The 22,763-nt window shown below is 65.8% G+C and carries 22 protein-coding genes and 1 pseudogene; 18 read left to right on the top strand and 5 right to left on the bottom strand.

Annotation, left to right across the window (positions count from 1 at the left end):
* Positions 1-136: 136 nt before the first annotated feature.
* Positions 137-499 (bottom strand): hypothetical protein, encoded by a 363-nt coding sequence (locus ACFW0B_RS14605; RefSeq protein WP_449149307.1) that lies wholly within the window; start codon positions 497-499, stop codon positions 137-139.
* A 232-nt stretch (positions 500-731) separates the two neighbouring features.
* Complete coding sequence (locus tag ACFW0B_RS14600) at positions 732-1,439, bottom strand: TetR family transcriptional regulator (protein ID WP_449149305.1); 708 nt, start codon at positions 1,437-1,439, stop codon at positions 732-734.
* A gap of 115 nt (positions 1,440-1,554) precedes the next feature.
* Here ACFW0B_RS14600 and ACFW0B_RS14595 point away from each other — a divergent pair, with 115 nt between their 5' ends.
* The 10 genes and pseudogenes from ACFW0B_RS14595 (at position 1,555) to ACFW0B_RS14550 (ending at position 13,447) form a co-directional block, all read left to right on the top strand.
* Positions 1,555-3,099 carry a flavin-containing monooxygenase gene (locus ACFW0B_RS14595; RefSeq protein WP_449149303.1) on the top strand — a complete coding sequence of 515 codons (1,545 nt, stop codon included), beginning with the start codon at positions 1,555-1,557 and terminating at the stop codon, positions 3,097-3,099.
* A pseudogene (locus tag ACFW0B_RS14590) lies at positions 3,096-3,979 on the top strand (SDR family NAD(P)-dependent oxidoreductase). The gene ACFW0B_RS14595 and the pseudogene ACFW0B_RS14590 overlap by 4 nt, the downstream one beginning before the upstream one ends.
* Before the next feature lie 506 nt (positions 3,980-4,485).
* Entirely contained in the window at positions 4,486-5,394 is a 909-nt protein-coding gene (locus tag ACFW0B_RS14585; protein ID WP_449149301.1) for a glutamate/aspartate ABC transporter substrate-binding protein, read from the top strand.
* Between the two features lie 217 nt (positions 5,395-5,611).
* On the top strand, positions 5,612-6,358 hold the full coding sequence (locus ACFW0B_RS14580) for an amino acid ABC transporter permease (protein ID WP_449149299.1): 747 nt from the start codon (positions 5,612-5,614) through the stop codon (positions 6,356-6,358).
* On the top strand, positions 6,355-7,023 hold the full coding sequence (locus ACFW0B_RS14575; protein WP_449149297.1) for an amino acid ABC transporter permease: 669 nt from the start codon (positions 6,355-6,357) through the stop codon (positions 7,021-7,023). Before ACFW0B_RS14580 ends, ACFW0B_RS14575 begins: the two co-directional genes overlap by 4 nt.
* Complete coding sequence (locus tag ACFW0B_RS14570; RefSeq protein WP_449149295.1) at positions 7,020-7,754, top strand: amino acid ABC transporter ATP-binding protein; 735 nt, start codon at positions 7,020-7,022, stop codon at positions 7,752-7,754. Before ACFW0B_RS14575 ends, ACFW0B_RS14570 begins: the two co-directional genes overlap by 4 nt.
* 61 nt (positions 7,755-7,815) lie before the next feature.
* Positions 7,816-9,726: a sensor histidine kinase gene (locus ACFW0B_RS14565; protein ID WP_449149313.1), complete on the top strand. Its 1,911-nt coding sequence runs from the start codon at positions 7,816-7,818 to the stop codon at positions 9,724-9,726.
* Positions 9,723-11,045, top strand: coding sequence for a two-component response regulator AauR (gene aauR / locus ACFW0B_RS14560; RefSeq protein WP_449149293.1), 1,323 nt, complete (start codon positions 9,723-9,725; stop codon positions 11,043-11,045). The genes ACFW0B_RS14565 and aauR overlap by 4 nt, the downstream gene beginning before the upstream one ends.
* Positions 11,046-11,234: 189 nt before the next feature.
* Positions 11,235-12,527: an NTP/NDP exchange transporter gene (locus ACFW0B_RS14555; protein WP_449149291.1), complete on the top strand. Its 1,293-nt coding sequence runs from the start codon at positions 11,235-11,237 to the stop codon at positions 12,525-12,527.
* Positions 12,524-13,447 carry an aldo/keto reductase gene (locus ACFW0B_RS14550; protein WP_449149289.1) on the top strand — a complete coding sequence of 308 codons (924 nt, stop codon included), beginning with the start codon at positions 12,524-12,526 and terminating at the stop codon, positions 13,445-13,447. Before ACFW0B_RS14555 ends, ACFW0B_RS14550 begins: the two co-directional genes overlap by 4 nt.
* A 95-nt stretch (positions 13,448-13,542) precedes the next feature.
* On the opposite strand, the gene ACFW0B_RS14545 is transcribed toward ACFW0B_RS14550, so the two are convergent.
* Positions 13,543-14,292, bottom strand: a complete 750-nt coding sequence (locus tag ACFW0B_RS14545; protein ID WP_449149287.1) for a 3-oxoacyl-ACP reductase family protein — start codon at positions 14,290-14,292, stop codon at positions 13,543-13,545.
* A 118-nt stretch (positions 14,293-14,410) separates the two neighbouring features.
* On the opposite strand from ACFW0B_RS14545, the gene ACFW0B_RS14540 reads away from it, so the two are divergent.
* Both ACFW0B_RS14540 and ACFW0B_RS14535 read left to right on the top strand, forming a co-directional pair.
* Positions 14,411-15,343 carry a LysR family transcriptional regulator gene (locus tag ACFW0B_RS14540; protein ID WP_449149285.1) on the top strand — a complete coding sequence of 311 codons (933 nt, stop codon included), beginning with the start codon at positions 14,411-14,413 and terminating at the stop codon, positions 15,341-15,343.
* A gap of 211 nt (positions 15,344-15,554) precedes the next feature.
* On the top strand, positions 15,555-15,797 hold the full coding sequence (locus ACFW0B_RS14535; RefSeq protein ID WP_449149283.1) for a hypothetical protein: 243 nt from the start codon (positions 15,555-15,557) through the stop codon (positions 15,795-15,797).
* Between the two features lie 178 nt (positions 15,798-15,975).
* Here the strand turns inward: ACFW0B_RS14535 and ACFW0B_RS14530 are convergent, their stop codons facing one another.
* A complete protein-coding gene (locus tag ACFW0B_RS14530) occupies positions 15,976-16,608 on the bottom strand; it encodes a class I SAM-dependent methyltransferase (protein ID WP_449149281.1) in 633 nt (210 codons plus the stop codon).
* Between the two features lie 207 nt (positions 16,609-16,815).
* On the opposite strand from ACFW0B_RS14530, the gene ada reads away from it, so the two are divergent.
* Positions 16,816-17,880: a bifunctional DNA-binding transcriptional regulator/O6-methylguanine-DNA methyltransferase Ada gene (gene ada, locus ACFW0B_RS14525; RefSeq protein ID WP_449149279.1), complete on the top strand. Its 1,065-nt coding sequence runs from the start codon at positions 16,816-16,818 to the stop codon at positions 17,878-17,880.
* Positions 17,877-18,134 carry an Ada metal-binding domain-containing protein gene (locus tag ACFW0B_RS14520; RefSeq protein ID WP_449149277.1) on the top strand — a complete coding sequence of 86 codons (258 nt, stop codon included), beginning with the start codon at positions 17,877-17,879 and terminating at the stop codon, positions 18,132-18,134. Before ada ends, ACFW0B_RS14520 begins: the two co-directional genes overlap by 4 nt.
* A gap of 160 nt (positions 18,135-18,294) precedes the next feature.
* Here ACFW0B_RS14520 and ACFW0B_RS14515 read toward each other — a convergent pair whose 3' ends face one another.
* Entirely contained in the window at positions 18,295-18,990 is a 696-nt protein-coding gene (locus ACFW0B_RS14515; RefSeq protein ID WP_449149275.1) for a lipopolysaccharide kinase InaA family protein, read from the bottom strand.
* Between the two features lie 222 nt (positions 18,991-19,212).
* Here ACFW0B_RS14515 and ACFW0B_RS14510 point away from each other — a divergent pair, with 222 nt between their 5' ends.
* From ACFW0B_RS14510 to ACFW0B_RS14495, 4 genes are all read left to right on the top strand, one after another.
* Positions 19,213-19,557 carry a cupin domain-containing protein gene (locus tag ACFW0B_RS14510; RefSeq protein WP_151132725.1) on the top strand — a complete coding sequence of 115 codons (345 nt, stop codon included), beginning with the start codon at positions 19,213-19,215 and terminating at the stop codon, positions 19,555-19,557.
* Positions 19,558-19,702: 145 nt separating this feature from the next.
* The gene (locus ACFW0B_RS14505; protein ID WP_449149273.1) at positions 19,703-21,109 is read left to right on the top strand and encodes an NAD(P)/FAD-dependent oxidoreductase; all 1,407 of its coding nucleotides are present in this window, start codon (positions 19,703-19,705) and stop codon (positions 21,107-21,109) included.
* A 10-nt stretch (positions 21,110-21,119) separates the two neighbouring features.
* Positions 21,120-21,467: a cupin domain-containing protein gene (locus ACFW0B_RS14500; protein WP_449149271.1), complete on the top strand. Its 348-nt coding sequence runs from the start codon at positions 21,120-21,122 to the stop codon at positions 21,465-21,467.
* A gap of 50 nt (positions 21,468-21,517) precedes the next feature.
* Positions 21,518-22,744, top strand: coding sequence for an aromatic amino acid transport family protein (locus ACFW0B_RS14495; protein WP_449149269.1), 1,227 nt, complete (start codon positions 21,518-21,520; stop codon positions 22,742-22,744).
* The last annotated feature ends 19 nt before the right edge of the window (positions 22,745-22,763 follow it).

The raw sequence follows: 22,763 nt of genomic DNA, 5'->3' as shown, positions 1-22,763 counted from the left end.
GGCGCGAAGGCCGACTGGCTGATGAACCAGTCGGGGGCCGAGCAGGCAGCGTAGGCGTCGCCTTCTTCGGTGTTGATCTGGTTGAGTTCCTTTTCACGAATGCCGTTGTAGGGTTTCCGCTCCATGGACATGGCACTCACTCCTTGTTTTGCAAAAGGGCGTGGAGGGAGCCGAAGCCCAGGTTGTCGAGCTGAGCACGCTGGCTTTCAAGCGGGGTAACTACCCCGTGCAGGCTGCGCAAGGGCTTGGCCGGTGGCAGGCTCAGGCCGGCGAAGGGCAGCGGGATGGGCGGCGGGTGCAGGCTGAAGTGGGCGGCCTGGCCGAGCAGCCGGTCGGCGGGCAGGTCGCGCTGGGTGGCGGTGAATTCCACCTGGTAGGCGAAGGGCCGGCTGAGGGCTTCCTTGCCCGTGAAGGCGAGCACGTCGAGCGCGGCGTCGAGGTTGCGGACCTGGAGCTGGTGGCGGCTGTAGTCGAAGAAGGGGCGGCGTTCGGTGAGCATGAGGACGGGCTTTCCTGCGTTGACTGCGAACGCAGAAGACTGCCGCTTGCCCTCGCCCCTCACTATCGGATCACTTCAAAACGAACGCTTGAAAAGGAGCTTCGTCGTGCAGGGAGACAGGTAGACGCCAGAAAGGCATTTCCGACGGACGCCGGAAACCCATCGAACGGCGCTGATGGGTATCGCTGCGCTCAAGCGGAACGCCGCCCGCCACATCCCACAAAAAGCGAGCCTAAACTGCACCCACCGCCTGCAACACGCTGGCGCCGGTGAAGAGGAACAGCACCTGCTCCTCCGCCTCCGCGCGGATCGCCTCGCGGCGTTCCGGTTCGCCGATGTAGTCCAGGGACATCTGGAACAGGTTGCGGCTGATCAGTCGTGACACGCGGCGCACCACCGGCTCCGACACCAGCGCCGGCAGCAGTTTGAATTCTCGGACGTCCTCGGCCATGTCAGCGGCAAAACCCTCCATCACCTCCTGAAGCGCCTCGCGCAGCACCGGGGAGGCGCCATGCAGTTCGCGCACGCCGATGATGAAGGCCTCTGCATTGCCGTCGACGAAGTCGAAGAACAGCTGCACCGTCTCGTGGCAGACGCGCCGGCCGCGTCCCAGGTCGATGCCCATCAGCTTCGGCAACACACCGCCGTCGCCCTGCACGGCTCGCGCCGCCGCTTCCCGGCGCAGATCACGCAGGGGCTGGCGCAACTGGGTGGAAATGTTGCGGATGATGGCCAGTCCCAGGTCATCCACATCCTTGAAGTGGCGGTAGAAGGTGTTGGGGTTCAGCCCGGCCTCCCGCGCCAGTTCGCGCAGCCCCAGGCTGCCCAGGCTGCGGCTCTGGGAACCCAGGCGCAGCGCGGCTTCCATGAGCAGGCGCTTGCCGGGGGCATCGGGAGCTCGTTCTGCCGACTGGAGCTCGTCGCCGCTGGCGGAATTCATCTCTGGCCCTACCTAAGGTTGGTTGTGACGACGCTGGATTGCCGGCGAGTATACAGATGTCTACCTTGGTATACAGCTGTATACGCCGCGATTAATAAGAACAGGAGCCCGGCCAATGACTGCGTCACCCAGACCCTCTGCCCGCCACTGCAAGATCGCCATCATAGGTTCCGGTTTCTCCGGCCTCGGTATGGCGATCCGCCTGAAGCAGAAAGGCGAGAACGATTTCCTGATGTTCGAGAAGGAGCCCGGCATCGGCGGCACCTGGCGGGTGAACAACTACCCGGGCTGCGGCTGTGACGTGCAATCGCACCTGTATTCCTTCTCCTTCGAGCCAAACCCGAACTGGACGCGGATGTTCGCCAAGCAGGAAGAGATCAAGACCTACCTGGAAGGCTGCTGGGAAAAGTACCGCCTGCAGGACAAGACTCTGCTCAACACCGAGATCACCCGCCTGGCCTGGAACGATGTAGACGAGCTGTGGCAGATCGAAGACGCCGCCGGCAACCACTACAGCGCGCAGTTCGTGGTCTCCGGCATGGGCGCCCTGTCCACCCCGTCGATCCCGGCGCTGAACGGTCTGAAGAACTTCAAGGGCGAGACGTTCCACTCCCAGCAGTGGAACCACGACTACGACCTCACCGGCAAACGCGTGGCGGTAGTCGGCACCGGCGCCTCCAGCATCCAGTTCGTGCCGCAGATCCAGAAGCAGGTCGCCCAGCTCGACCTCTACCAGCGCACCGCGCCCTGGATCATGCCCAAGCCGGATCGCGCCATCAGTGAGGGCGAGCGCTCCCGTTTCAAGCGTTTCCCCTTCCTGCAGCAGCTCTGGCGCGGCGCCATCTACGCCATCCTCGAAAGCCGCGTGATTGGCTTCGCCCTGACGCCGAAGGTGATGAAACTCGCCGAACTGGTCGCCAGGGGCTACATCAAGCGCAAGATCAAGGACCCGGTCCTGCGCGCCAAGGTCACGCCCGACTACACCATGGGCTGCAAGCGGGTGCTGATCTCCAATGACTACTATCCGGCGCTGACCCGATCCAACGTCGACGTGATCACCGACGGTATCCAGGAAATCCGCAAGAACAGCATCGTCACCGCCGACGGCAAGGAACGCGAAGTCGACGCCATCATCTTCGGCACCGGCTTCACCCCCAGCGACCCGCTGCCCCGCGGCGTGGTCTTCGGGCGTAACGGTGTCGACCTGCTGGACACCTGGCCGCAAGGCCCCGAAGCCTACAAGGGCACTCTCACCGCCGGTTTCCCCAACCTGTTCTTCCTCATGGGGCCGAACACGGGCCTGGGCCACAACTCCATGGTCTACATGATCGAATCGCAGATCCATTACGTGCTCGGTGCCCTCGACCTGCTCGACGCGCGCCGCCTTCGCAGCCTGGAGGTCAAGCGCGACGTGCAGGACAAGTTCAACGGCAAGCTCCAGGGCAGCCTGGGCAATACCGTGTGGAATGCCGGCGGCTGCATGAGCTGGTACCTGCACCCGGTAAGCGGCCGTAACTGCACCGTCTGGCCCGGCTTCACCTGGCGCTTCCGCCTGCTGACCCGCAACTTCGACCCGGCGGCCTATCACTTCAGCCGCAGCGTGCCGGTGCACACCGCCCAGGGCCCGCTGCAAATGTCCACCCAGGAGGTGCCGGCATGAAATCCTTCGAGAACAAAGTCGCTGCAGTCACCGGTGCCGGCTCCGGCATCGGCCGCGCCCTGGCTTGCGCCCTCGCCCGCCAGGGCTGCACCTGGCGCTCGCCGACGTGAACGCCGATGGCCTGGCGGAAACCGCCGCCATGGCGCGCAAGCTGGGTGTGCAAGTCACCGAGACCAGCGTCGACGTCGCCAACCGCGATGCCGTGCACGCCTGGGCCGAACAGGTGGTGCTGGACCATGGCCGGGTCAATCTGGTCTTCAACAATGCCGGCGTCGCCCATGCCGGCACGGTGGATGGCAGTGACTACTCGGAATACGAGTGGATCATGAACATCAACTTCTGGGGGGTGGTGTACGGCACCAAGGCCTTCCTGCCACACTTCAAGGCCAGCGGCGAAGGTCATGTGGTCAACGTGTCCAGCGTGTTCGGCCTGTTCGCCCAGCCCGGCATGAGCGCCTACAACGCCACCAAGTTCGCCGTGTGCGGCTTCACCGAGTCGCTGCGCCAGGAACTGGACATGGAAGGCTGCGGGGTATCGGCCAGCTGTGTACACCCCGGCGGCATCCGCACCAACATCGCCAAGACCGCACGCATGAACGACAGCCTGGCCAAGGTCACCGGCCAGGAATCCAGCCGCGCCCGACAGCTGTTCAACGACCAGTTACTGCGCACCAGCCCGGACAAGGCAGCGGAAGTCATCCTTCGCGGCGTGCTACGCGACAGCCGCCGCATCCTCATCGGCGCCGACACCTGGGCCCTGGACGGCATGCAGCGCCTGTTGCCGACGCTCTACCAACGTCTGGTCACCACCTCCATGCGTCTGGCCGCGAAGTTCGCGCCCAAGCCGAGGGCGAGTGAGGTATCCAAGGCAGTCGATTGATCGAACCGCTTTTACTTGTGGGGACGATTTCAATCGCCAAGCAGACCGGAGGGCTGCCCTGCTGATTATCAGGGGCAGCTACGCTGCCCTCAGCGAATGAATTCGCCCCCACAAAACACCGACCTGCTTTTCCTTGTAGGGGCGAATTCATTCGCCAAGCAGGCCGAAGGTCTGCCCTGGAACGTCCAGCGAGCCGCCGCCGCCCTCACCCCAACCCTCTCCCAGAGGGAGAGGGGGCTTTTTCTGCCTTGGCACCACCCCCTCCAAACATGACCGCAAAGTCACCCGTTCGGAAACCCGAACGACAGTCGGCGCGCATATTCGGAAGCCCGGACACACCCCAAATCAACATAGTTTCCTATCGATATAAAGCCGTTAAATATCAACAACTTAAGTAAAAACTCAAACCACCATACAGCTGGCACGCATTCTGCCAATACAGATCTCGACGGACGCGACTTCCTACTCGCGCCGATAAGAACAAACATCATCGAGGACTGTCGTTCATGCGTATGCTCCCCAAGGTTCTGGCCACCGCTATCGCAGCAACCCTGATTTCCGCTCCGGCTTTTGCCGCCGAGCTGACCGGTACCCTGAAGAAGATCAAGGAGACCGGCACCATCACCCTCGGTCACCGTGACGCTTCCATCCCCTTCTCCTACCTCGGCACCGAGCCGGGCAAGCCCATCGGCTACTCCCATGACATCCAGCTGAAAGTGGTCGAGGCCATCAAGCAGGAACTGGGCATGCCGGAACTGAAGGTCCGCTACAACCTGGTGACCTCCCAGACCCGCATCCCGCTGGTGCAGAACGGCACCGTGGACTTGGAGTGCGGCTCCACCACCAACAATCTTGAACGCCAGAAGCAGGTCGGCTTCTCCGTGGGCATCTTCGAAGTGGGCACCCGCCTGCTGTCCAAGAAGAGCGCCGGCATCAACGAGTTCGACGACCTGAAGGGCAAGAACGTGGTGACCACCGCCGGCACCACCTCCGAGCGCCTGCTCAAGTCCATGAACGCCGAGAAGCAGATGGGCATGAACATCATCTCGGCCAAGGACCACGGCGAGTCCTTCCTGATGCTCGAATCCGGCCGCGCCGTGGCCTTCATGATGGACGACGCCCTGCTCTACGGCGAGATGGCCAAGGCCAAGAAGCCGGATGACTGGGTCGTGACCGGCAAGCCGCAATCCTTCGAAATCTACGGCTGCATGGTTCGCAAGGACGACGAAGCCTTCAAGAACGTGGTCGACAAGGCCATCGCCAGCACCTTCGCCTCCGGCGAGATCAACGGCATCTACGACAAGTGGTTCACCCAGCCCATCCCGCCGAAGGGCCTGAACCTGAACTTCCCCATGAGCGAAGAGCTGAAGAAGCTGGTCGCCAACCCCACCGACAAGTCGGCTGAAGAAATCTGACGCATCTCTCCCTTCACCTTTGGAGGGGGGAATCTCACTCCCCTCTCCCTTCAGGGAGAGGGGCCGGGGGAGAGGGTTGGTGGGCTCCGTGCAATGTCATGCGACCCTCACCCCAGCCCTCTCCCAGAGGGAGAGGGCGCTGTCCGTGCCAGGACAACCTCTCCCCCCTCCACTGCCTTCAACCGCAGACAGATCGACCTGAAAGGGGACAACCCTGATGAATTACAACTGGGACTGGGGCGTGTTCTTCAAGTCCACCGGAATCGGCAGCGAAATCTACCTGGACTGGTTCGTCACCGGCCTGGGCTGGACCATCGCCATCGCCCTGGTGGGCTGGATCATCGCCTTGCTGCTGGGCTCGCTGCTCGGTGTGATGCGCACCGTGCCGAACCGCTGGGTTTCCGGCTTCGCCACCCTCTACGTGGAAATCTTCCGCAACGTGCCGCTGCTGGTGCAGCTGTTCCTCTGGTACTTCCTGGTGCCGGACCTCTTGCCCGAGCCGCTGGAAATCTGGTTCAAGCAGGACCTCAACCCGGCCACCTCGGCCTACCTGAGCGTGGTGGTGTGCCTCGGCCTGTTCACCGCCGCCCGCGTTTGCGAGCAGGTGCGCACCGGCATCCAGGCCCTGCCCAAGGGCCAGCTCGGCGCCGCCCGCGCCATGGGCTTCCGCCTGCCGCAGATCTACCGCTACGTGCTGCTGCCCCAGGCCTTCCGCATCATCATCCCGCCGCTCACCAGCGAGTTCCTCAACATCTTCAAGAACTCCTCGGTGGCGTCGTTGATCGGCCTGATGGAGCTGCTGGCGCAGACCAAGCAGACCGCCGAGTTCTCCGCGAACCTGTTCGAAGCCTTCACCCTGGCCACCCTGATCTACTTCACCCTGAACATGAGCCTGATGCTGTTCATGCGCCTGGTAGAGAAGAAGGTCGCGGTGCCCGGCCTGATCTCCGTAGGGGGTAAGTGATGGATTTCTCTGCAATCATCCCCGCCCTGCCGGGCCTCGGCGAAGGCCTGCTGATGACCTTCAAGCTGATGCTGCTCGGCGTGTTCGGCGGCGTGGCCCTGGGCACCGTCCTGGCCCTGATGCGCCTGTCGCACAACCCGCTGCTGTCAAAGATTGCCGGGCTGTACGTCAACTACTTCCGCTCCATCCCGCTGCTGCTGGTGATCACCTGGTTCTACTTCGCGGTGCCCTTCCTGCTGCGGGCGATCACCGGTGAAGACACGCCGGTAGGCGCGTTCACCTCGTGTCTCGTGGCCTTCATGATGTTCGAGGCGGCGTATTTCTGCGAAATCGTCCGCGCCGGCATCCAGGCCATCCCGAAAGGCCAGATGGGTGCGGCCTCGGCGCTGGGCATGACCTACGGCCAGAGCATGCGCCTGATCATCCTGCCCCAGGCCTTCCGCAAGATGACCCCGCTTCTGCTGCAGCAGAGCATCATCCTGTTCCAGGACACCTCGCTGGTCTACACCGTGGGCCTGATGGACTTCCTCAACGCCGCCCGCTCCCGTGGCGACATCATCGGCCAGCCCCATGAGTTCCTCATCTTCGCCGGCCTGGTCTACTTCAGCGTCAGCTTCATCGCCTCCCAGCTGGTCAAACTCCTGCAGAAAAGGTTAGCCGTATGATTTCCATCAAGAACGTCAACAAGTGGTACGGGGACTTCCAGGTGCTGACCGACTGCAGCACCGAGGTGAGCAAGGGCGAAGTGGTGGTGGTGTGCGGCCCGTCGGGCTCCGGCAAGTCCACCCTGATCAAGTGCGTGAACGCCCTGGAACCCTTCCAGAAAGGCGACATCGTGGTCGATGGCACCTCCATCGCCGACAAGGCCACCAACCTGCCCAGGCTGCGTTCCCGCGTCGGCATGGTGTTCCAGCATTTCGAGCTGTTTCCGCACCTGTCCATCACCGAGAACCTGACCATCGCCCAGACCAGGGTGCTCGGCCGCAACAAGGACGAAGCCCTGGACAAAGGCCTGAAGCTGCTCGACCGCGTCGGCCTCAAGGCCCATGCCCACAAGCACCCCGGCCAGCTCTCCGGCGGCCAGCAGCAGCGCGTCGCCATCGCCCGCGCCCTGGCCATGGACCCGGTGGTGATGCTGTTCGACGAACCCACCTCCGCGCTGGACCCGGAAATGGTCAACGAAGTGCTGGACGTGATGGTCGAGCTGGCCCAGGAAGGCATGACCATGATGTGCGTAACCCACGAGATGGGCTTCGCCCGCAAGGTGGCCGACCGGGTGATCTTCATGGACCGCGGGCAGATCGTCGAAGACTGCGCCAAGGACGAGTTCTTCGGTGATGTGAACGCCCGCTCCGACCGCGCCCAGCAGTTCCTCGCCAAGATCCTCCAGCACTGACCCACCTCCCGCCGCCCGGCTCCCGCGCCGGGCGGCGACTGGCACGGCCCGGATGTCTATGATGCAATGCCCCACCGCCAGCTTCCGCGCCATGCCGCCCGCCCTGACCGTGAAACCGCGTCTTTCCCGCCACCTGCTGCTGTTCCTCCTGCTGCTACTGTGCATGGCGGGCTTCGGCTACATCGGCTTTCACCTGAGTGAGGAAGCCGGCATTCGCCAACTGCGGGTCAACGGCGAGCGCCAGCTGGAACTCCACGCCCGCGCCGTGGAAAGCGAGATCAACCGCTACACCTACCTGCCCAGCCTGCTGGAGCTGGAGTCCAGCGTCAGCCACCTGCTGCTCAACCCCACGCCCTACCGGCGCAACCTGGTCAACGACTACCTCGAAGGCCTGAACCGCCGCAGCGGCGCCCGCGCCATCTACCTGCTGGACACCAACGGCCGCGTGCTGGCCACCAGCAACTGGCGCGATGCCGACAGCTACCTGGGCGAAGACCTCGCCTTCCGCGCCTACTTCCAGGAAGCCGTGCAGGGCCGCCCCGGCCGCTTCTACGGCATCGGCAGCACCACCGGCGAAGCGGGTTACTACCTGGCCCATGGCCTGCGCTACCAGGGCCGGATCATCGGCGTGGCGGTGGTCAAGGTGAAGCTCGAAGCCCTGCAGGAACGTTGGGAAAAGGCCCGCCTGCAAGCCTTCGTCAGCGACGAGAACGGCATCATCATCCTTTCCAGCGACCCGGCCCTGCGCATGAAGGCGGTGCGTCCGCTTTCCGCCGAAGACAAGGAGCGCCTGGCCCGCAGCCTGCAGTACTACTGGTGGGCGCTGAACGAATGGGAGCCCCGCACCCGCGAGGTGCTGGGCGAAGGCCTGGAAGCCATCAGCTTCGCCGCCAGCGGCCCGCAGGGCGAGGCGGAAGGCGACGTCGCCTACCTGGCGCAGACCCGCACCCTCAACGACACAGCCTGGCACTTCACCCTGCTCTCGCCGCTGGCCGACCTGCGCCGCGAAGCGCTGATCCAGGGCATGCTCGCTGCCGTCGGCTTCGCCCTGCTGGCCTTCCTGCTGATCGCCTGGAACGAGCGCCGCAAGGTCATCGCCACCCGCCTGGCCGCCCGTGAAGCGCTGCTGGCGGCCAACAACGAGCTGGAACGCAAGATCGCCGAACGCACCCAGGACCTGCGCGCCAGCAACAGCCGCCTGCTGGCGGAAATCCGCGAGCGCGAGCAGACCGAAGACAGCCTGCGCAAGGCCCAGGACCGCCTGGTCCAGGCCGGCAAGCTGGCGGTGATCGGGCAGATGTCCACCAGCATCGCCCACGAACTCAACCAGCCCCTGGCCGCCCTGCGCACCCTTTCCGGCAACGCCATGCGTTTCCTCGAACGCGGCGCCCTGGACACCGCCACCACCAACCTGTCCGCCATCAACGAACTGGTGGATCGCATGGGCCGCATCACCGCCAGCCTGCGGGCCTTCGCCCGGCGTTCCGACGACCACGGGCAGGCGCGCCTGGGCAAGGCGGTGGATGCCGCCCTGTTCCTGCTCAACGCACGCCTGGAACGCTCGCCGCTGGTACTGCACCGGGAAGTGGACGACGTGCTCCTGGCCATCGACCAGACCCGCCTGGAGCAGATCCTGGTCAACCTCATCACCAACGCGCTGGACGCCATGAGCGGCCAGGCCGACTGCCAGCTCTGGCTCAGCGGCCGGGCCGACGGCGGCGTCTACCGCATGCAGGTGCGCGACAACGGTCCCGGCATCGATCCGGAAAACCGCGTGCACCTGTTCGAGCCCTTCTTCACCACCAAGCCCGGCGAGCACGGGCTCGGCCTCGGCCTGACCCTCTCCGCCAGCCTGGCCACCGCCGCCGGCGGCAGCCTGGCAGCGCACCACCCCGACAGCGGCGGCACCGTCTTCGAGCTCAGCCTGCCGCTGCTGGACAGCCCCGATTCGAACGCGAGCCCCCGACCATGACCGAGCCGCTCAACGTCCTCATCGTCGAAGACGACCCCCACGTCCTGCTCGGCTGCCAGCAGGCCCTGGCCCTGGAAGACATTCCCAGCATTGGCGTCGGCAGTGCCGAGGAAGCCCTGGACAAGGTGGGCGAGGACTTCGCCGGCATCGTCATCAGCGACATCCGCCTGCCAGGCATGGACGGCCTGACCCTGCTGGAACGCCTCAAGGCCCGCGACCGCCAGCTGCCGGTGGTGCTGATCACCGGCCACGGCGATATCAGCATGGCGGTGGGCGCCATGCGCAACGGCGCCTACGACTTCATGGAAAAGCCCTTCTCCCCCGAGCGCCTGGTGGACGTCACCCGCCGCGCCCTGGAGAAGCGCCGCCTGGACCGCGAAGTCAGCAGCCTGCGCCGCCAGCTGGCCGGCCGCCAATCCCTGGAGCAGCGCATCATCGGCCGTTCGCCGGCCATCCAGACCCTGCGCGAACTGATCGCCAATGTCGCCGACACCTCGGCCAACGTGCTGATCGAAGGCGAGACCGGCACCGGCAAGGAACTGGTCGCCCGCTGCCTGCACGACTCCAGCCGGCGCCATGACCACGAGTTCGTCGCCCTCAACTGCGGCGGTCTGCCGGAGAACCTGTTCGACAGCGAAATCTTCGGCCACGAGGCCCACGCCTTCACCGGCGCCGGCAAGCGACGCATTGGCAAGATCGAGCACGCCCACCAGGGCACCCTGTTCCTCGACGAAATCGAGAGCATGCCGATCAGCCTGCAGATCAAGTTCCTCCGCGTGCTGCAGGAGCAGACTCTGGAGCGCCTGGGCTCCAACCAGCCGATTCCGGTGGACTGCCGGGTGATCGCCGCCACCAAGTTCGACCTCAACGAAGCCGGCCGCGCCGGGCGTTTTCGTAGCGACCTCTACTACCGCCTCAACGTGGTCACCCTCGAACTGCCCCCGCTGCGCGAACGCCGCGAAGACATCCTGCTGCTGTTCGAGCACTTCCTGCAGCTGGCCTCCTTGCGCTTCGACCGCGCCGCGCCGGAGCTGGACAACGCCACCGTCTCCGCGCTGATGGCCCACGACTGGCCCGGCAACGTGCGCGAACTGCGCAACGTCGCCGAACGCTTCGCCCTCGGCCTGCCGGTGTTCAAGAAGAGCGGCCAGACCCCGGACGGCAACGAACCGCGCTTCGCCGAGGCCGTGGAAGCCTTCGAAAAATCCCTCCTCAGCGCCGCCCTGGAACGCCACGGCGGCAACCTCAGCCAAGCCAGCATCGCCCTGGGCATGGCCAAGACCACCCTGTTCGACAAGGTGAAGAAGTACGGGCTTTGACCGAGCCCCTTGGGGGCAGGCTGAACCTTGTGGGGGCGAATTCATTCGCTAAGGGCAGCGCAGCTGCCCAACCAGGTCCCGAATGGCAGACCTGCGGTCTGATTAGCGATTGAAATCGCCCCACAGGAAAAGCGACGCCCGCCGCCCTGTGGTCTAAAACCACCAGACCACCCCACACGAACCGCCACCATGTCCTTCCTGCACCGCGCCATCCATGCCAGGCCCGGTGAACTGGCTCCGGCCCTGGCTGCCTTCGCCCTGCTGCTGTGCCTGTTCGGCGGCTACTTCATGCTGCGCCCGGTGCGCGAGTCCATGGGCATCGCCGGGGGCGTGGAGAACCTGCAATGGCTGTTCAGCGCGACCTTCCTCGCCATGCTGCTGGCGGTGCCGGCCTACGGCTGGCTGAACGCGCGGGTGCCCCGGCGGGTCTTCCTCGACTGCGTCTACCTGTTCTTCGCCAGCAACCTGCTGGGCTTCGCCTGGCTGCTCTGGCGTACCCCGGACCCATTGTGGGCGGCGCGGGCCTTCTACGTCTGGCTGTCGGTCTACAACCTGTTCGTGGTGTCCCTGGCCTGGAGCCTGCTGGCCGACGTGTTCGACCGCCGCCAGGCCAAGCGACTGTTCCCTTCCATCGCCGCCGGCGCCAGCCTCGGCGGGCTGCTCGGCCCTCTCGCGGGCGGCCTGCTGGTGAGCGCTCTGGGCACCGCCGGACTGCTGGTGCTGGCCGCCCTGCTCCTGCTGCCCACCCTGGCCCTGCGTCGGGTGCTGATGGATTGGCGGAGCAGCGGCGGCGCCGGGCGGCCCGGGGCGGAAAGCGAACCGCCGGAACGCCCGGTGCCCGGCAACCCCTTCGCCGGCATCAGCCAGGTGCTGAACTCACGCTACCTGCTGGGCATCTGCGCCTTCGTCCTGCTGTTGTCCTGCACCAGCACCTTCCTCTACTTCGAACAGGCGCGGCTGGTGGCAATGCTGTTTCCGGATGGCCGCCAGCAAGTGCGCGTCTTCGCCCTGATCGACTTCACCGTGCAGGCGCTCTCTCTCGCCTGCCAATTGTTCATCGCAGGTCGCGTGGCGCAGCGCTTCGGCGTCGGCGCATTGCTGGCGGTGGTGCCGCTGCTGGTGGCCCTGGGCTTTCTCGGCCTGGCGCTGCTGCCGCAATTCGCCGTGCTGGCCGCGGTGATGGTGCTGCGCCGGGTAGGCGAATACGCCTTCGTGCGGCCGGGCCGGGAAATGCTCTTCGTCCCCCTCAGCGCCCAGGAGAAGTACCGGGCGAAGAACTTCATCGATACCGTGGTCTACCGCGGCGGCGACGCCCTGAGCGCCTGGCTCAATGCGCTGCTCACCGGCCTGGGCCTGGCTTCCGCCGCCGTGGCGCTGGTGGGCGCGGGCGTCGCCCTGGCCTGGTCCGCACTGGGCTGGCGCCTCGGCCGCCGACACGAGCACACTGGACCCTCGTCACCCTCACAGGAGACCGAGCCATGAGAAGCGGCATCACCCGCGCCGAATTCCTCCGTTTGAGTGCCGGCACGGCGCTCCTGGCCATGAGCCCCTTCAGCCTCGCCGCCGACATGGGCCAGCAGCCCGTGCGCCGCCGCGCCATTCCCTCCAGCGGTGAACAGCTGCCGGTGATCGGCGTCGGCACCTACCGGGGCTTCGACATCTCCCGCAGCGACAGCGAGGCCTGGGCGGGCTGTCGCAAGGTGCTGGAGGAACTCTTCGCCGCCGGTGGTTCGGTGATCGACAGCTCACCCATGTACGGCCAGGCGGAAGCAGTGGTGGGCGGCCTGCTGAACGAGCTCGACGCCCAGGACCAGGCCTTCGTCGCCACCAAGGTGTGGACCCAGGGCCGCCAGCGCGGCGTCGAGCAGATGCAGCACTCCATGGGCCTGCTGCAGCGCCAGCGCATCGACCTGATGCAGGTGCACAACCTGGTGGACTGGCAGGAACACCTCGCGACCCTGCGGCAATGGAAGGAGGAAGGCCGCATCCGCTACCTGGGCGTCACTCACTACACCTCCAGCGGTTATGACGAACTGGAGCGGGTACTGCGCGCCGAGACGCTGGACTTCCTGCAGATCGACTACTCCCTCGATGACCGCGATGCCGAGGAACGCATCCTGCCCCTGGCCCGGGAACGCGGCGTGGCGGTGCTGATCAACCGTCCCTTCGGCGGTGGCGGCCTGCTGCGAAATCTGTTGCCACAACCGCTACCGGCATGGGCCGGCGAGTACGGCTGCACGAGCTGGCCGCAACTCCTGCTGAAGTTCTGCCTCAGCCACCCGGCGGTGACCTGCGTGATCCCCGGAACGGGAAACCCCCGCCACATGCTGGACAACCTCCAGGCCGGGCGGGGGAAGGATGCGGATCAGGCGCTGCGGGACAGGTTGATCCGCCTTTTGTAGGGTCAGAATCGCCCTTTGCCAGCCGGACTCCGCGCTTTCGTAGGATGGGTTTCGCTTCGCTCTACGCCATCCTACGAACGACCATCTGCCCGCCGTCAGGCCGAGAATCCGCCATCGATCATCAGGTTCGCCCCGGTGATGTAGCCCGACTCCGGGCCGGCCAGGTAGGCCACGAAGCTGGCGATTTCCTCCGCCTTGCCATAGCGCGGCAGGGCCATGAGCTGCTTGAGGGATTCGGCGAAATCGCCCTGGTCCGGGTTCATGTCGGTATCCACCGGGCCGGGCTGCACGTTGTTGACCGTAATGCCGCGCGGGCCGAGGTCGCGGGCCAGGCCCTTGGTGAACCCGGCCACCGCCGCCTTGCTCAGGGCATAGACCGAACCACCGGCGAAGGGCATGCGTTCGGCATTGGTGCTGCCGATGGTGATGATGCGGCCACCCTCACCCATCACGCGGGCGGCTTCCTGGCTGGCGATCACCACGCTGCGCACGTTCACGTCCAGCGTGCGATCGAGGTCTTCGATGCGGAATTCTTCGATGGGAGCCACGGCCAGTACCCCGGCGTTGTTCACCAGGATGTCGAGACGGCCGAAGGTATCCACGGTGTGGCGAATGGCTGCACGGATGGCCTGCTCGTCGCGGCTGTCGGCCTGGATGGCAATGGCGCGACCGCCCGCGGCTTCAATGGTCTGCACCACGTCGAGCGCGCCGGCGGCGGATGCGACGTAGGTCAGGGCAACGGCGGCGCCGTCACGAGCCAGGCGCAGCGCTACGGCGGCACCGATGCCACGGGAACCGCCCTGGATGAATGCGACTTTGCCTTCGAGGTTTTTGCGGGTGCTCATTCGAAATCTCCTGATACGGGGAATGGGTGAAAGACGGCTCCAGTATTCACCTCGCATTCACGACCGATAAGCTGGCAATCGCTATATTCAGTCGATACCAAAGGTTCATGGAGAGCCCATGGAAACCCTCAGTAGCATCGAGTCCTTCGTGCGCGCCGCGGAGGCCGGCAGCTTCGCCGAAGCCGCGCGGCGCATGGGCCTGACGCCTGCGGCAGTGGGCAAGAACGTGGCCAGGCTGGAGTCCGGCCTGGGCGTGCGCCTGTTCCTGCGCAGCACCCGCCGCCTGACCCTGACCGAAGCCGGTGAGCGTTTCCTGGCGGAGGTGAGTGGCGGCCTGGCAACCATCCAGGGCGCCGTGGCCAATCTGGCCACCAGCCGTGGCCAGCCGGCGGGCACCCTCAAGGTGAGCATGGGTGTGGCCTTCGGTCGCGATTACATCCTGCCGCACCTCTCCGACTTCCTCGCCCGTTATCCGGCGATCGTCCCCGACTGGCACTTCGACAACCGCCCGGTGGACCTGATCGGCGAAGGTTTCGATGCGGCCATCGGCGGCGGTTTCGAGCTGCCGCCCGGGGTGATCGCCCGCCAACTGGCGCCGGGCCACCGGGTGCTGCTGGCCTCGAAGGACTACCTCGCCCGGCATCCGGCCATCGAATCACCCGACGACCTGGCCTGGCACGACGGCATCCTCATCCGCTCCCCGCAGACCGGCCGTGTGCGCAACTGGCCGCTGCGCACCCGCGACGACCGCCAGGCCAGCTTCGAACTGAAGCTGCGCATGACCATGAGCGACCCGGAAGCGGCCTGCCATGCGGCGATGCAGGGGCTGGGCGTGACCCTGGTCAGCACGGTGCACGCCCTGCCCCACCTGCAGCGCGGAACGCTGGAGCGGGTACTGCCGGACTGGTACGTGGAAACCGGCAGCCTGTCCCTCTACTTCAGTGCGCAGAAGCTGCTGCCGGCCAAGACCCGCGTGTTCATCGACTTCATCGTCGAACGCTTCCGCGAGCAGAAGCTGGCGGAAAAATTCAACGCCAACTGGCGCGCCTGAACGCTAACGCCGCTGGCACCGGCCGGTCACCTTGCAGGCCTGGCCCAGGTGCCGTGTCGATGCCCCGAGGCAAAGGCTAGCCGGCTCGCCATCCCCGCAACCACAACATCCTTGCAGTTCAGGCAATAGTCATTATCTGCGGGGATGATTTTTCGCCCTCCCGGTCCATTGGTAACCTGCGCGCACTCACCCATGCACACCGGTACCCCCCATGCAGCACGTCCGCATCCTTGCGCTATCGGTAATGGCGCTGATCCTCACCGGCTGTGCCAGCCAACCCGAACCCGAGCAACGCCCCTACACCGACGCCGAGGTGAAGCAATTCGCCCTGGAAATGCTCAGCCGCGCCGGCCTGCCCTACGACGACTACGAGAAAGTCCGCCAGGCCATCCTCCACCCCAAGGTGCCCGAGGCGGGGAAAGACCTGCCCAAGGTAATGCCGCGCAAAGGCTGAAGTGCCCGTCCGGGCCTCACAGGAGAGGTTTGGCAAATCGTAGGGGGCGCCGCGCGCACCGACTCCGGGTTCGCCTTCTGCGCCCGATCAAACCGCAGGTGCGCATGGCGCCCCATGCCGGATCGCCTTCAGAACCGTAGGTTGGGCAGAGGAACGAAGCCCAACGAACGGTTGCCCCCTAGCGAACGCGCTTGCGCCATACGCTCGCCAGCCAGGGCTGCTGCTCTCGCGGCAGGCCGGTTGGGCGGTAGTAGTGTTCCAGGGCGTCGAAGCCCGCCTCTTCCAGCAGTGCCTTCCAGCTTTCGTAGTCGTGCCAGGAGCCGTAGCGGCTGCCGCTCCAGCCTTCGGCGTTCTCGCCACGGGGGTTGGAACTGAAGAGCACGCCGCCGGGCTTCAGGGTGTCGCGGAGTTGGCCCAAGACGCGGGGCAGTTCCTGGCGTGGGACGTGGAACAGGCTGGCGTTGGCGAAGATGCCGTCGAAGTGTGCCGCCGGCAGGTCGAGGTTCAGGAAATCCTGCCGCCAGACTTCGCAGCCGGAGTCGGCGCGCGCCATGGCGACGAAGCTTTCCGCGCCGTCCAGGCCGATGGCCTTGTGGCCCAGCCGGGTGAAGGTGGCCAGGTCACGACCGGGGCCGCAGCCGAAATCGAGGATGGTGAAAGGCGCCTCGCCCCGGATATGCCGCAGCAGCGCCTCGATGTTCTGGCTCACATCGTGGTCGCGGGTGCCTTCACGGAAACCTTCGGCGTTGCGGTTGTAGTCGTCGAGGGTGGTGGCGGTGATGTTGGCGAGGTCTTCAGGCTGCAGGGGCATGGGCTGTTCTGTGCGGTACGTTGCAGAAAAGTGAATTCTACTCCCGGCATGCCTGCAACAACGCCAGCCTCGTCGTGTTGGAACGGCTCCCGTACAAGGTGTATTCGCGTCCCTGAAAGGCCTCGAATTCGACCGCAAGAGTCGGGATGCACACTCCCCGTCGGCCGCATACTCTCTGCCATGAACGAACAGAAAGCGGAGAGCGCCATGAAGCCCGCAGCCACGACCGCCATCGAACAGGACCCGCGCTGGGCCGCCGTGCAGGCGCGGGACCCGGCCGCCGACCGGCAGTTCGTCTACGCGGTGAAGACCACCGGCATCTACTGCCGCCCCAGCAGCCCGACCCGCCTGCCGCGTCCGGAGAATGTGGAGTTCTTCGACAGCGCCGAACAGGCCGAGGCCGCCGGCTATCGCCCCAGCCGTCGCGCCGTGGCCAGCATGACCGACGTCGCCGAGCAGCACGCGGCGCTGGTTGCAGCCGCCTGCCGGCAGATCGAAAGCGCCGAGCAAGCACCGGGCCTGGAGGCCCTGGCCGAATCGGCCGGCATGAGTGCCTCGCACTTCCACCGGGTGTTCAAGGCGGTCACCGGGTTGACCCCCAAGGCCTACACCCGCGCCCGTCGGGCCCGCAAGGTGCGCGAGCAGCTCGTCCCGGGCGCCTCGGTGACCGAGGTGATCCTGGACGCCGGCTTCAACTCCAACAGCCGCTTCTACGCCGACTCGACCCAGGTGCTGGGCATGAAACCGGCCGACTATCGCGCCGGCGGCACCAACAACGAGATCCGCTTCGCCCTGGGCGAATGCTCCCTGGGCCACTTCCTGGTGGCACAGAGCAGCGTAGGCGTTTGCGCCATCTTCCTGGGCGACGACCCGGATGCCCTGCTGCACGACCTGCAGGACAAGTTCCCCCGCGCGCACCTGATCGGCGGCGACAGCGACTTCGAGCAACTGGTGGCCAGTGTCATCGGTTTCATCGAAGCCCCCAGGCTGGGCCTGGACCTGCCGCTGGACGTTCGCGGCACGGCCTTCCAGGAACGGGTCTGGCAGGCCCTGCGGGAGATTCCGCCGGGCAGCACCGCGAGCTACGCGGAAATCGCCGAGCGCATCGGCTCGCCCCGCGCCGTACGCGCCGTGGCCCAGGCCTGCGCGGCCAACAGCCTGGCGGTGGCCATCCCCTGCCACCGGGTGGTCCGCAGCGACGGCAACCTCTCCGGCTACCGCTGGGGCGTGGAACGCAAGCGCCGCCTGCTGGAGCGCGAGGCCGAGGGGTGAAAACCTGGTCCTTGCTGGGCGCAGACGGGCGGCCATACGCCAGCCCCGCTCCCGGAACCCTCGGCGGGCACCGCAAGTCGCGCATCTTCGGCCGCCTCGACTGCCCCACCGCCCTGCGCGCCATCGCGCGGGGCGGCTATGTGCAGGAACGGGTGTTCTTCCCCGATGAAGCGACCGCGCGGGCAGCGGGGTATCGGCCTTGCGCGCGATGCATGCAGGAGGCGTATCGGGAGTGGAAGGCCCATCGCCAATGAATTCGCCACGGGCCATGCAGCGGCCCCGTAGGTTGCTCCGAGCCCGCGAGGCCCAACGCAGCCAGTCAGAAGCGCAGCTGCGTTGGCTTTCGCTGCGCTCTACGCCAACCTGCGCCCCTGACACGGCCTCCGTAGGCGGACTCACTCGGGAAATGCCGGACTAGCGCACGTAGTCGCTCTCCATCACATCCCGATAGGCCGTGGCGAAGGCTTTCCAGTCCTCATCGGGCATGGGTTTGCGGTGCTGCTTGAACAGCTCGAAATCGTGTTTTGACGCGCTGTAGGCCGTCAGCCGATGGTTGCTCTTGGCCAGGCCCAGCAAGGCGATCTCCACTTTTTTCTCCTCCTCGCCGCTGACCTTGACGAAGATGTTCTTCGGATACAGCCGGCCATGCTCCCAGCCCGCCCGGTGCATGCGGCCGATGGTGTTGGCCAGTTGCTGGATCATCTGCTGGCGCAGCTCGACGGATAGCGGCTGGGCGTACCAGTCTTCAAGGCTGATGAAGCCATCGAGGCTCTCGGTCACCAGCAGCGCCTGCCATTCGGTTTCGGTCTTGCGCGCGGCGCTGAACACCACCTTGGGCACGCGGATGCCCAGCTGGGAAAGGGCCTGCAGCGCCTTCATCTCGTGCAGGATGGTGGGCTCGCCGAAGGGATGGACCAGATCGCGGTGGAAGTGATTGATCTGCCGCTTGCTGTACAACACCTGGCCATCCGGGGCGTGAAGCCGCTGGATGCCGCTTTCGCCGCTCAGCAGCTGATCCTGGGAATCGAACCACTCGCCGTAGGTATCCCACCACTTGTCGAAGCTGCCTTCCGAAGCGCCGTTGTCGTGCCTGAACCACTGGGTGTTCATGAGAGCACCTCCTCGTGAAGCGCCATGGCTCCACCGGGCTACTACCGAGGCAACCCGACAAGGGCCGCCGCCTGGGGCCGATGGGTCCCTGGATTCACGTTAGCGCCCTTTGGCCAACCTTGCCGGCGCGTTCCCAGACACCTGGGGGTCGAATCCAGACAACTCCCGGCACAGCGTTAGACCTAAGGTGACGGACCTTTCATCAGATCGTTTGGAGCTGAAATGTCCGACTTCATCACCGTTCTGCGCGAAACCTGCCCCACCCCCGTGCTGGATGCCACCAAGTGGAAGCGCATCGGCGGCGATCCGCACACCGTGAACCTCAACGCCTACCTGTCCAAGGACGGCAGCAAGATCATGGGCACCTGGATCTGCACTCCCGGCAAGTTCGAGGTGAACTACGAGAAGTGGGAGTACTGCCACTTCCTCGACGGCTACTGCATCATCACCCCCGAAGGCGAAGCGCCCAAGCACCTGAAGGCCGGCGACGTGTTCGTGATCGAACCGGGCATGAAGGGCACCTGGGAAGTGGTGGAGACGGTGCGCAAGTACTTCGTGTTCGCCTGACCTGCCCCCGGCGGGGCCAATCGGCCTCGCCCTCTCATACGATCGAACGAACACCCTGTTCCTTTTCCTAACTGCGCTTGATTGTCGCGCCCTGGCCCCGCCTCGAAACTGATGCCATCAGATTCCGAGACCCGGGGCCATCACAATGAAACTGACAATCACCCCTCCCCTGAAGCCCAGTTACTGGATGGAGTCAGCCGACTCCGCCCCAGCCGCCACCTCCCCCCTGAAAGGACAGCATTCGGTCGACGTGCTGGTGGTCGGCGGCGGTTTCGTAGGCCTCTGGACGGCCATCACCCTGAAGCAGCTGGAGCCCGATGCCCGCGTCATGCTCCTCGAGCAGGATGTCTGCGGCGGCGGCGCCTCCGGGCGCAATGGCGGCTTCGTCATGTCCTGGTGGCCGAAGATCGGCACCCTGCGCAGCTTCTGCGATGAGCAGCAAGCGCGCTTCCTTGGCGAGAGCGCCGAGCGCGCGATCCATGAACTGGGCGAGTTCTGCGCCGAACACAGGATCGATGCGCACTTCCGGCAGAACGGCTGGCTGTGGACCGCCACCACCCCCCAGCACGTGGATACCTGGAACGGAACCCTGGCCGCCTGCGCGCGCCTGGGCGTCCAGCCCTTCGAGCGTCTCAGCGCCGCAGAGGTGGAGCGACGCACCGGTTCCTCAGTGCATCTGGCGGGGGTGTTCGAGCGCAGCAATGCCACGGTGCAGCCGGCGCTGCTGGTGCAAGGCATGCGCCGCGTGGCGATGGTCAGGGGCGTGGAGATACACGAGCGCTCCGGGGTGAGCGGAATCCAGCCCGGCCAACCGGCCAGGGTCGTCACCGCCCATGGCCAGGTGATCGCTCGCAATGTGGTGCTGGCGACCAATGCCTGGTCCGCCGCACTGCCGGAGCTGGCCGCGCTGATGGTCCCGGTCAACAGTTCCATCGTGGTCACCGAGGCCATCCCCGAGCGCCTGGCGAAAGCCGGCTGGAGCGGCGGAGAAGCCATTACCGACTCACAGCTCATGGTGGATTACTACCGCACCACCCGCGATGGCCGCATCGCCTTCGGCAAGGGCACCGGCGCCATCGCCTACGGTTCGCGCATCGGTCCGGTGTTCAGCGAGGACGCGGCCAGCCTCCAGCTCACCGAGGCGGATCTGCGCCGCACCTATCCCCAGCTCGGCGACGTCGGCCTGACCCATCGCTGGTCCGGCCCCATCGACCGCACCTATGACAGCCTGCCGATCTTCGGCCGCCTGGGCGGCCAGGCCAACATCCACTACGGCATCGGCTGGAGCGGCAATGGCGTGGGCCCCAGCCGCCTGGGGGGCCGCATCCTCGCCAGCCTGGCCCTGGGCCGAGACGACGAGTGGAGCCGCTGCCCGCTGGTGGAACGCCATTGCCGTCGCTTCCCGCCGGAGCCACTGCGCTATATCGGCGGATCGATGGTGCGCAACGCGGTGATCCGCAAGGAGCGCGCGGAACTGAGCGGCATCGCGCCGGCCAGCCTGGACCGTTTTCTCGCGCGCTTCGCGCCTGCCGGACTCGAAGACAAATCCTGAGGAGCCAGACATGTCCCCCTTACTCTTGCGCCTGAATGACGAAAGCAGCTTTTCCGAGGCGGCCCCGGTGGGCGCCCCCATCGGCCAGCCCGTCGCCATGAGCCGTAGCGCCGGGCACCAGGTCCTGGCGGACCGCAACGCCACGACCGGTTTCTGGGAATGCAGCCCGGGCCGGTTCCGCCGCCAGGTGGCCGAAGCCGAATACAGCTACGTGATCAGCGGCGAAGGCAGCTTCACCCCGGACGACGGCGAAACCATCGAGTTCCGTGCCGGCGACGTCCTGTACTTCACCGCCAACACCCAGGGCACCTGGGAAATCCGCCAGACCCTGCGCAAGACCTATCTGATCCTCGGCTGAACGCCGAGGCCCTGCCCCGCCCCGAACAAAAGAGGAAACAAGAAGTGGGTATGAACGAACGGATCGAACTGGAACCCGGCCTCAAGGCCCATGCCCTGGGCTCGCTGGAATCCATTGCCATCATCATCGGCACCAATATCGGCGCAGGCGTGCTCAGCATGGCCTACGCCGCACGCAAGGTGGGCTACCTGCCCTTGCTGGTGTGCCTGGCGATCACCTGCATCTTCTGCATCATCACCATGCTCTACGTCGCCGAAGCCAGCCTGCGAACCCGGGGCAACAAGCAGCTCAGCGGCCTGTCGCGGCGCTACCTCGGCTCGCTGGGAGGGTGGCTGATCTTCATTGCCGTCGCCGCCAACAGCTACGGCGCCCTGGTCGCCTACATGACCGGCAGCGGCAACATCATGACCGACTTCTTCGGCGAATACGGCATGAGCCGGCAGCTGGGCAGCCTGATCTTCTTCGTGCCCTCCGCGCTGGTTCTCTACCTTGGCCTCAAGGCCCTGGGCGTGGGCGAAAAGCTCATCAGCGCCGGCATGGTGACCATCGTCTGCATGCTGATAGGCGCCACCCTGCTGCACGATGACACGCGTATCGCGCATCTCTGGCAGAGCCAGTGGCAGTACGTGGTGCCCGTGTTCAACCTCGCCGTCTTCGTCTTCGGTGCGCAGTTCCTGGTTCCTGAACTGGTCCGTGGCAACCTGACGACGCCGAAGCGTCTCCCCCGGCTGATCGTGCTCGGGATGGTGCTGACCTTCGTGCTGGTGGCCGCCATTCCCGCGTCGGTCATCGCGCTGGTGGGCAGCGAGAACCTCAGCGAGGTCGCCACCCTGAGCTGGGGCAAGTCGCTCGGCCTGTGGGCCTATTACGTGGCCAACACCTTCGCCCTGCTGGCCATGCTCACCTCCTATTGGGGCCTGGGTGGCTGCCTTTTCACCAACATCTTCGACCACTTCCGCCTGGGCAGCGAAACCGATCGCCGCAAGCGCCTGGCCGTGCTCGCCCTGGTGGCCGTCCCGCCGTTCCTGCTGGCGTACTCGGGCCTGGGCAGCTTCGTCGATGCGCTCTACTTCGCCGGCACCTTCGGCGGCGTGCTGATGGGTATCATCCCGATCCTGCTGCTCAATGCGGCACGCCGGGCCGGCGACCGGACTCCCGAGTTCACCTGCGGCTGGTACGCCCATCCGCTGATCCAGGGTTTCATCGTGCTGATGTTCGCCGCCAGTGGCGTCTACGCGGTGGTTTCGGCCCTGGGCCTGTTGCCGAGCAGCTGGTAACGGGCCCGGCGAGCCTCGC

Source organism: Metapseudomonas phytobenefica, assembly GCF_043392685.1.
Taxonomy (GTDB): Bacteria; Pseudomonadota; Gammaproteobacteria; order Pseudomonadales; family Pseudomonadaceae; genus Metapseudomonas.
This window is presented reverse-complemented; position numbering and strand designations above follow the sequence as displayed.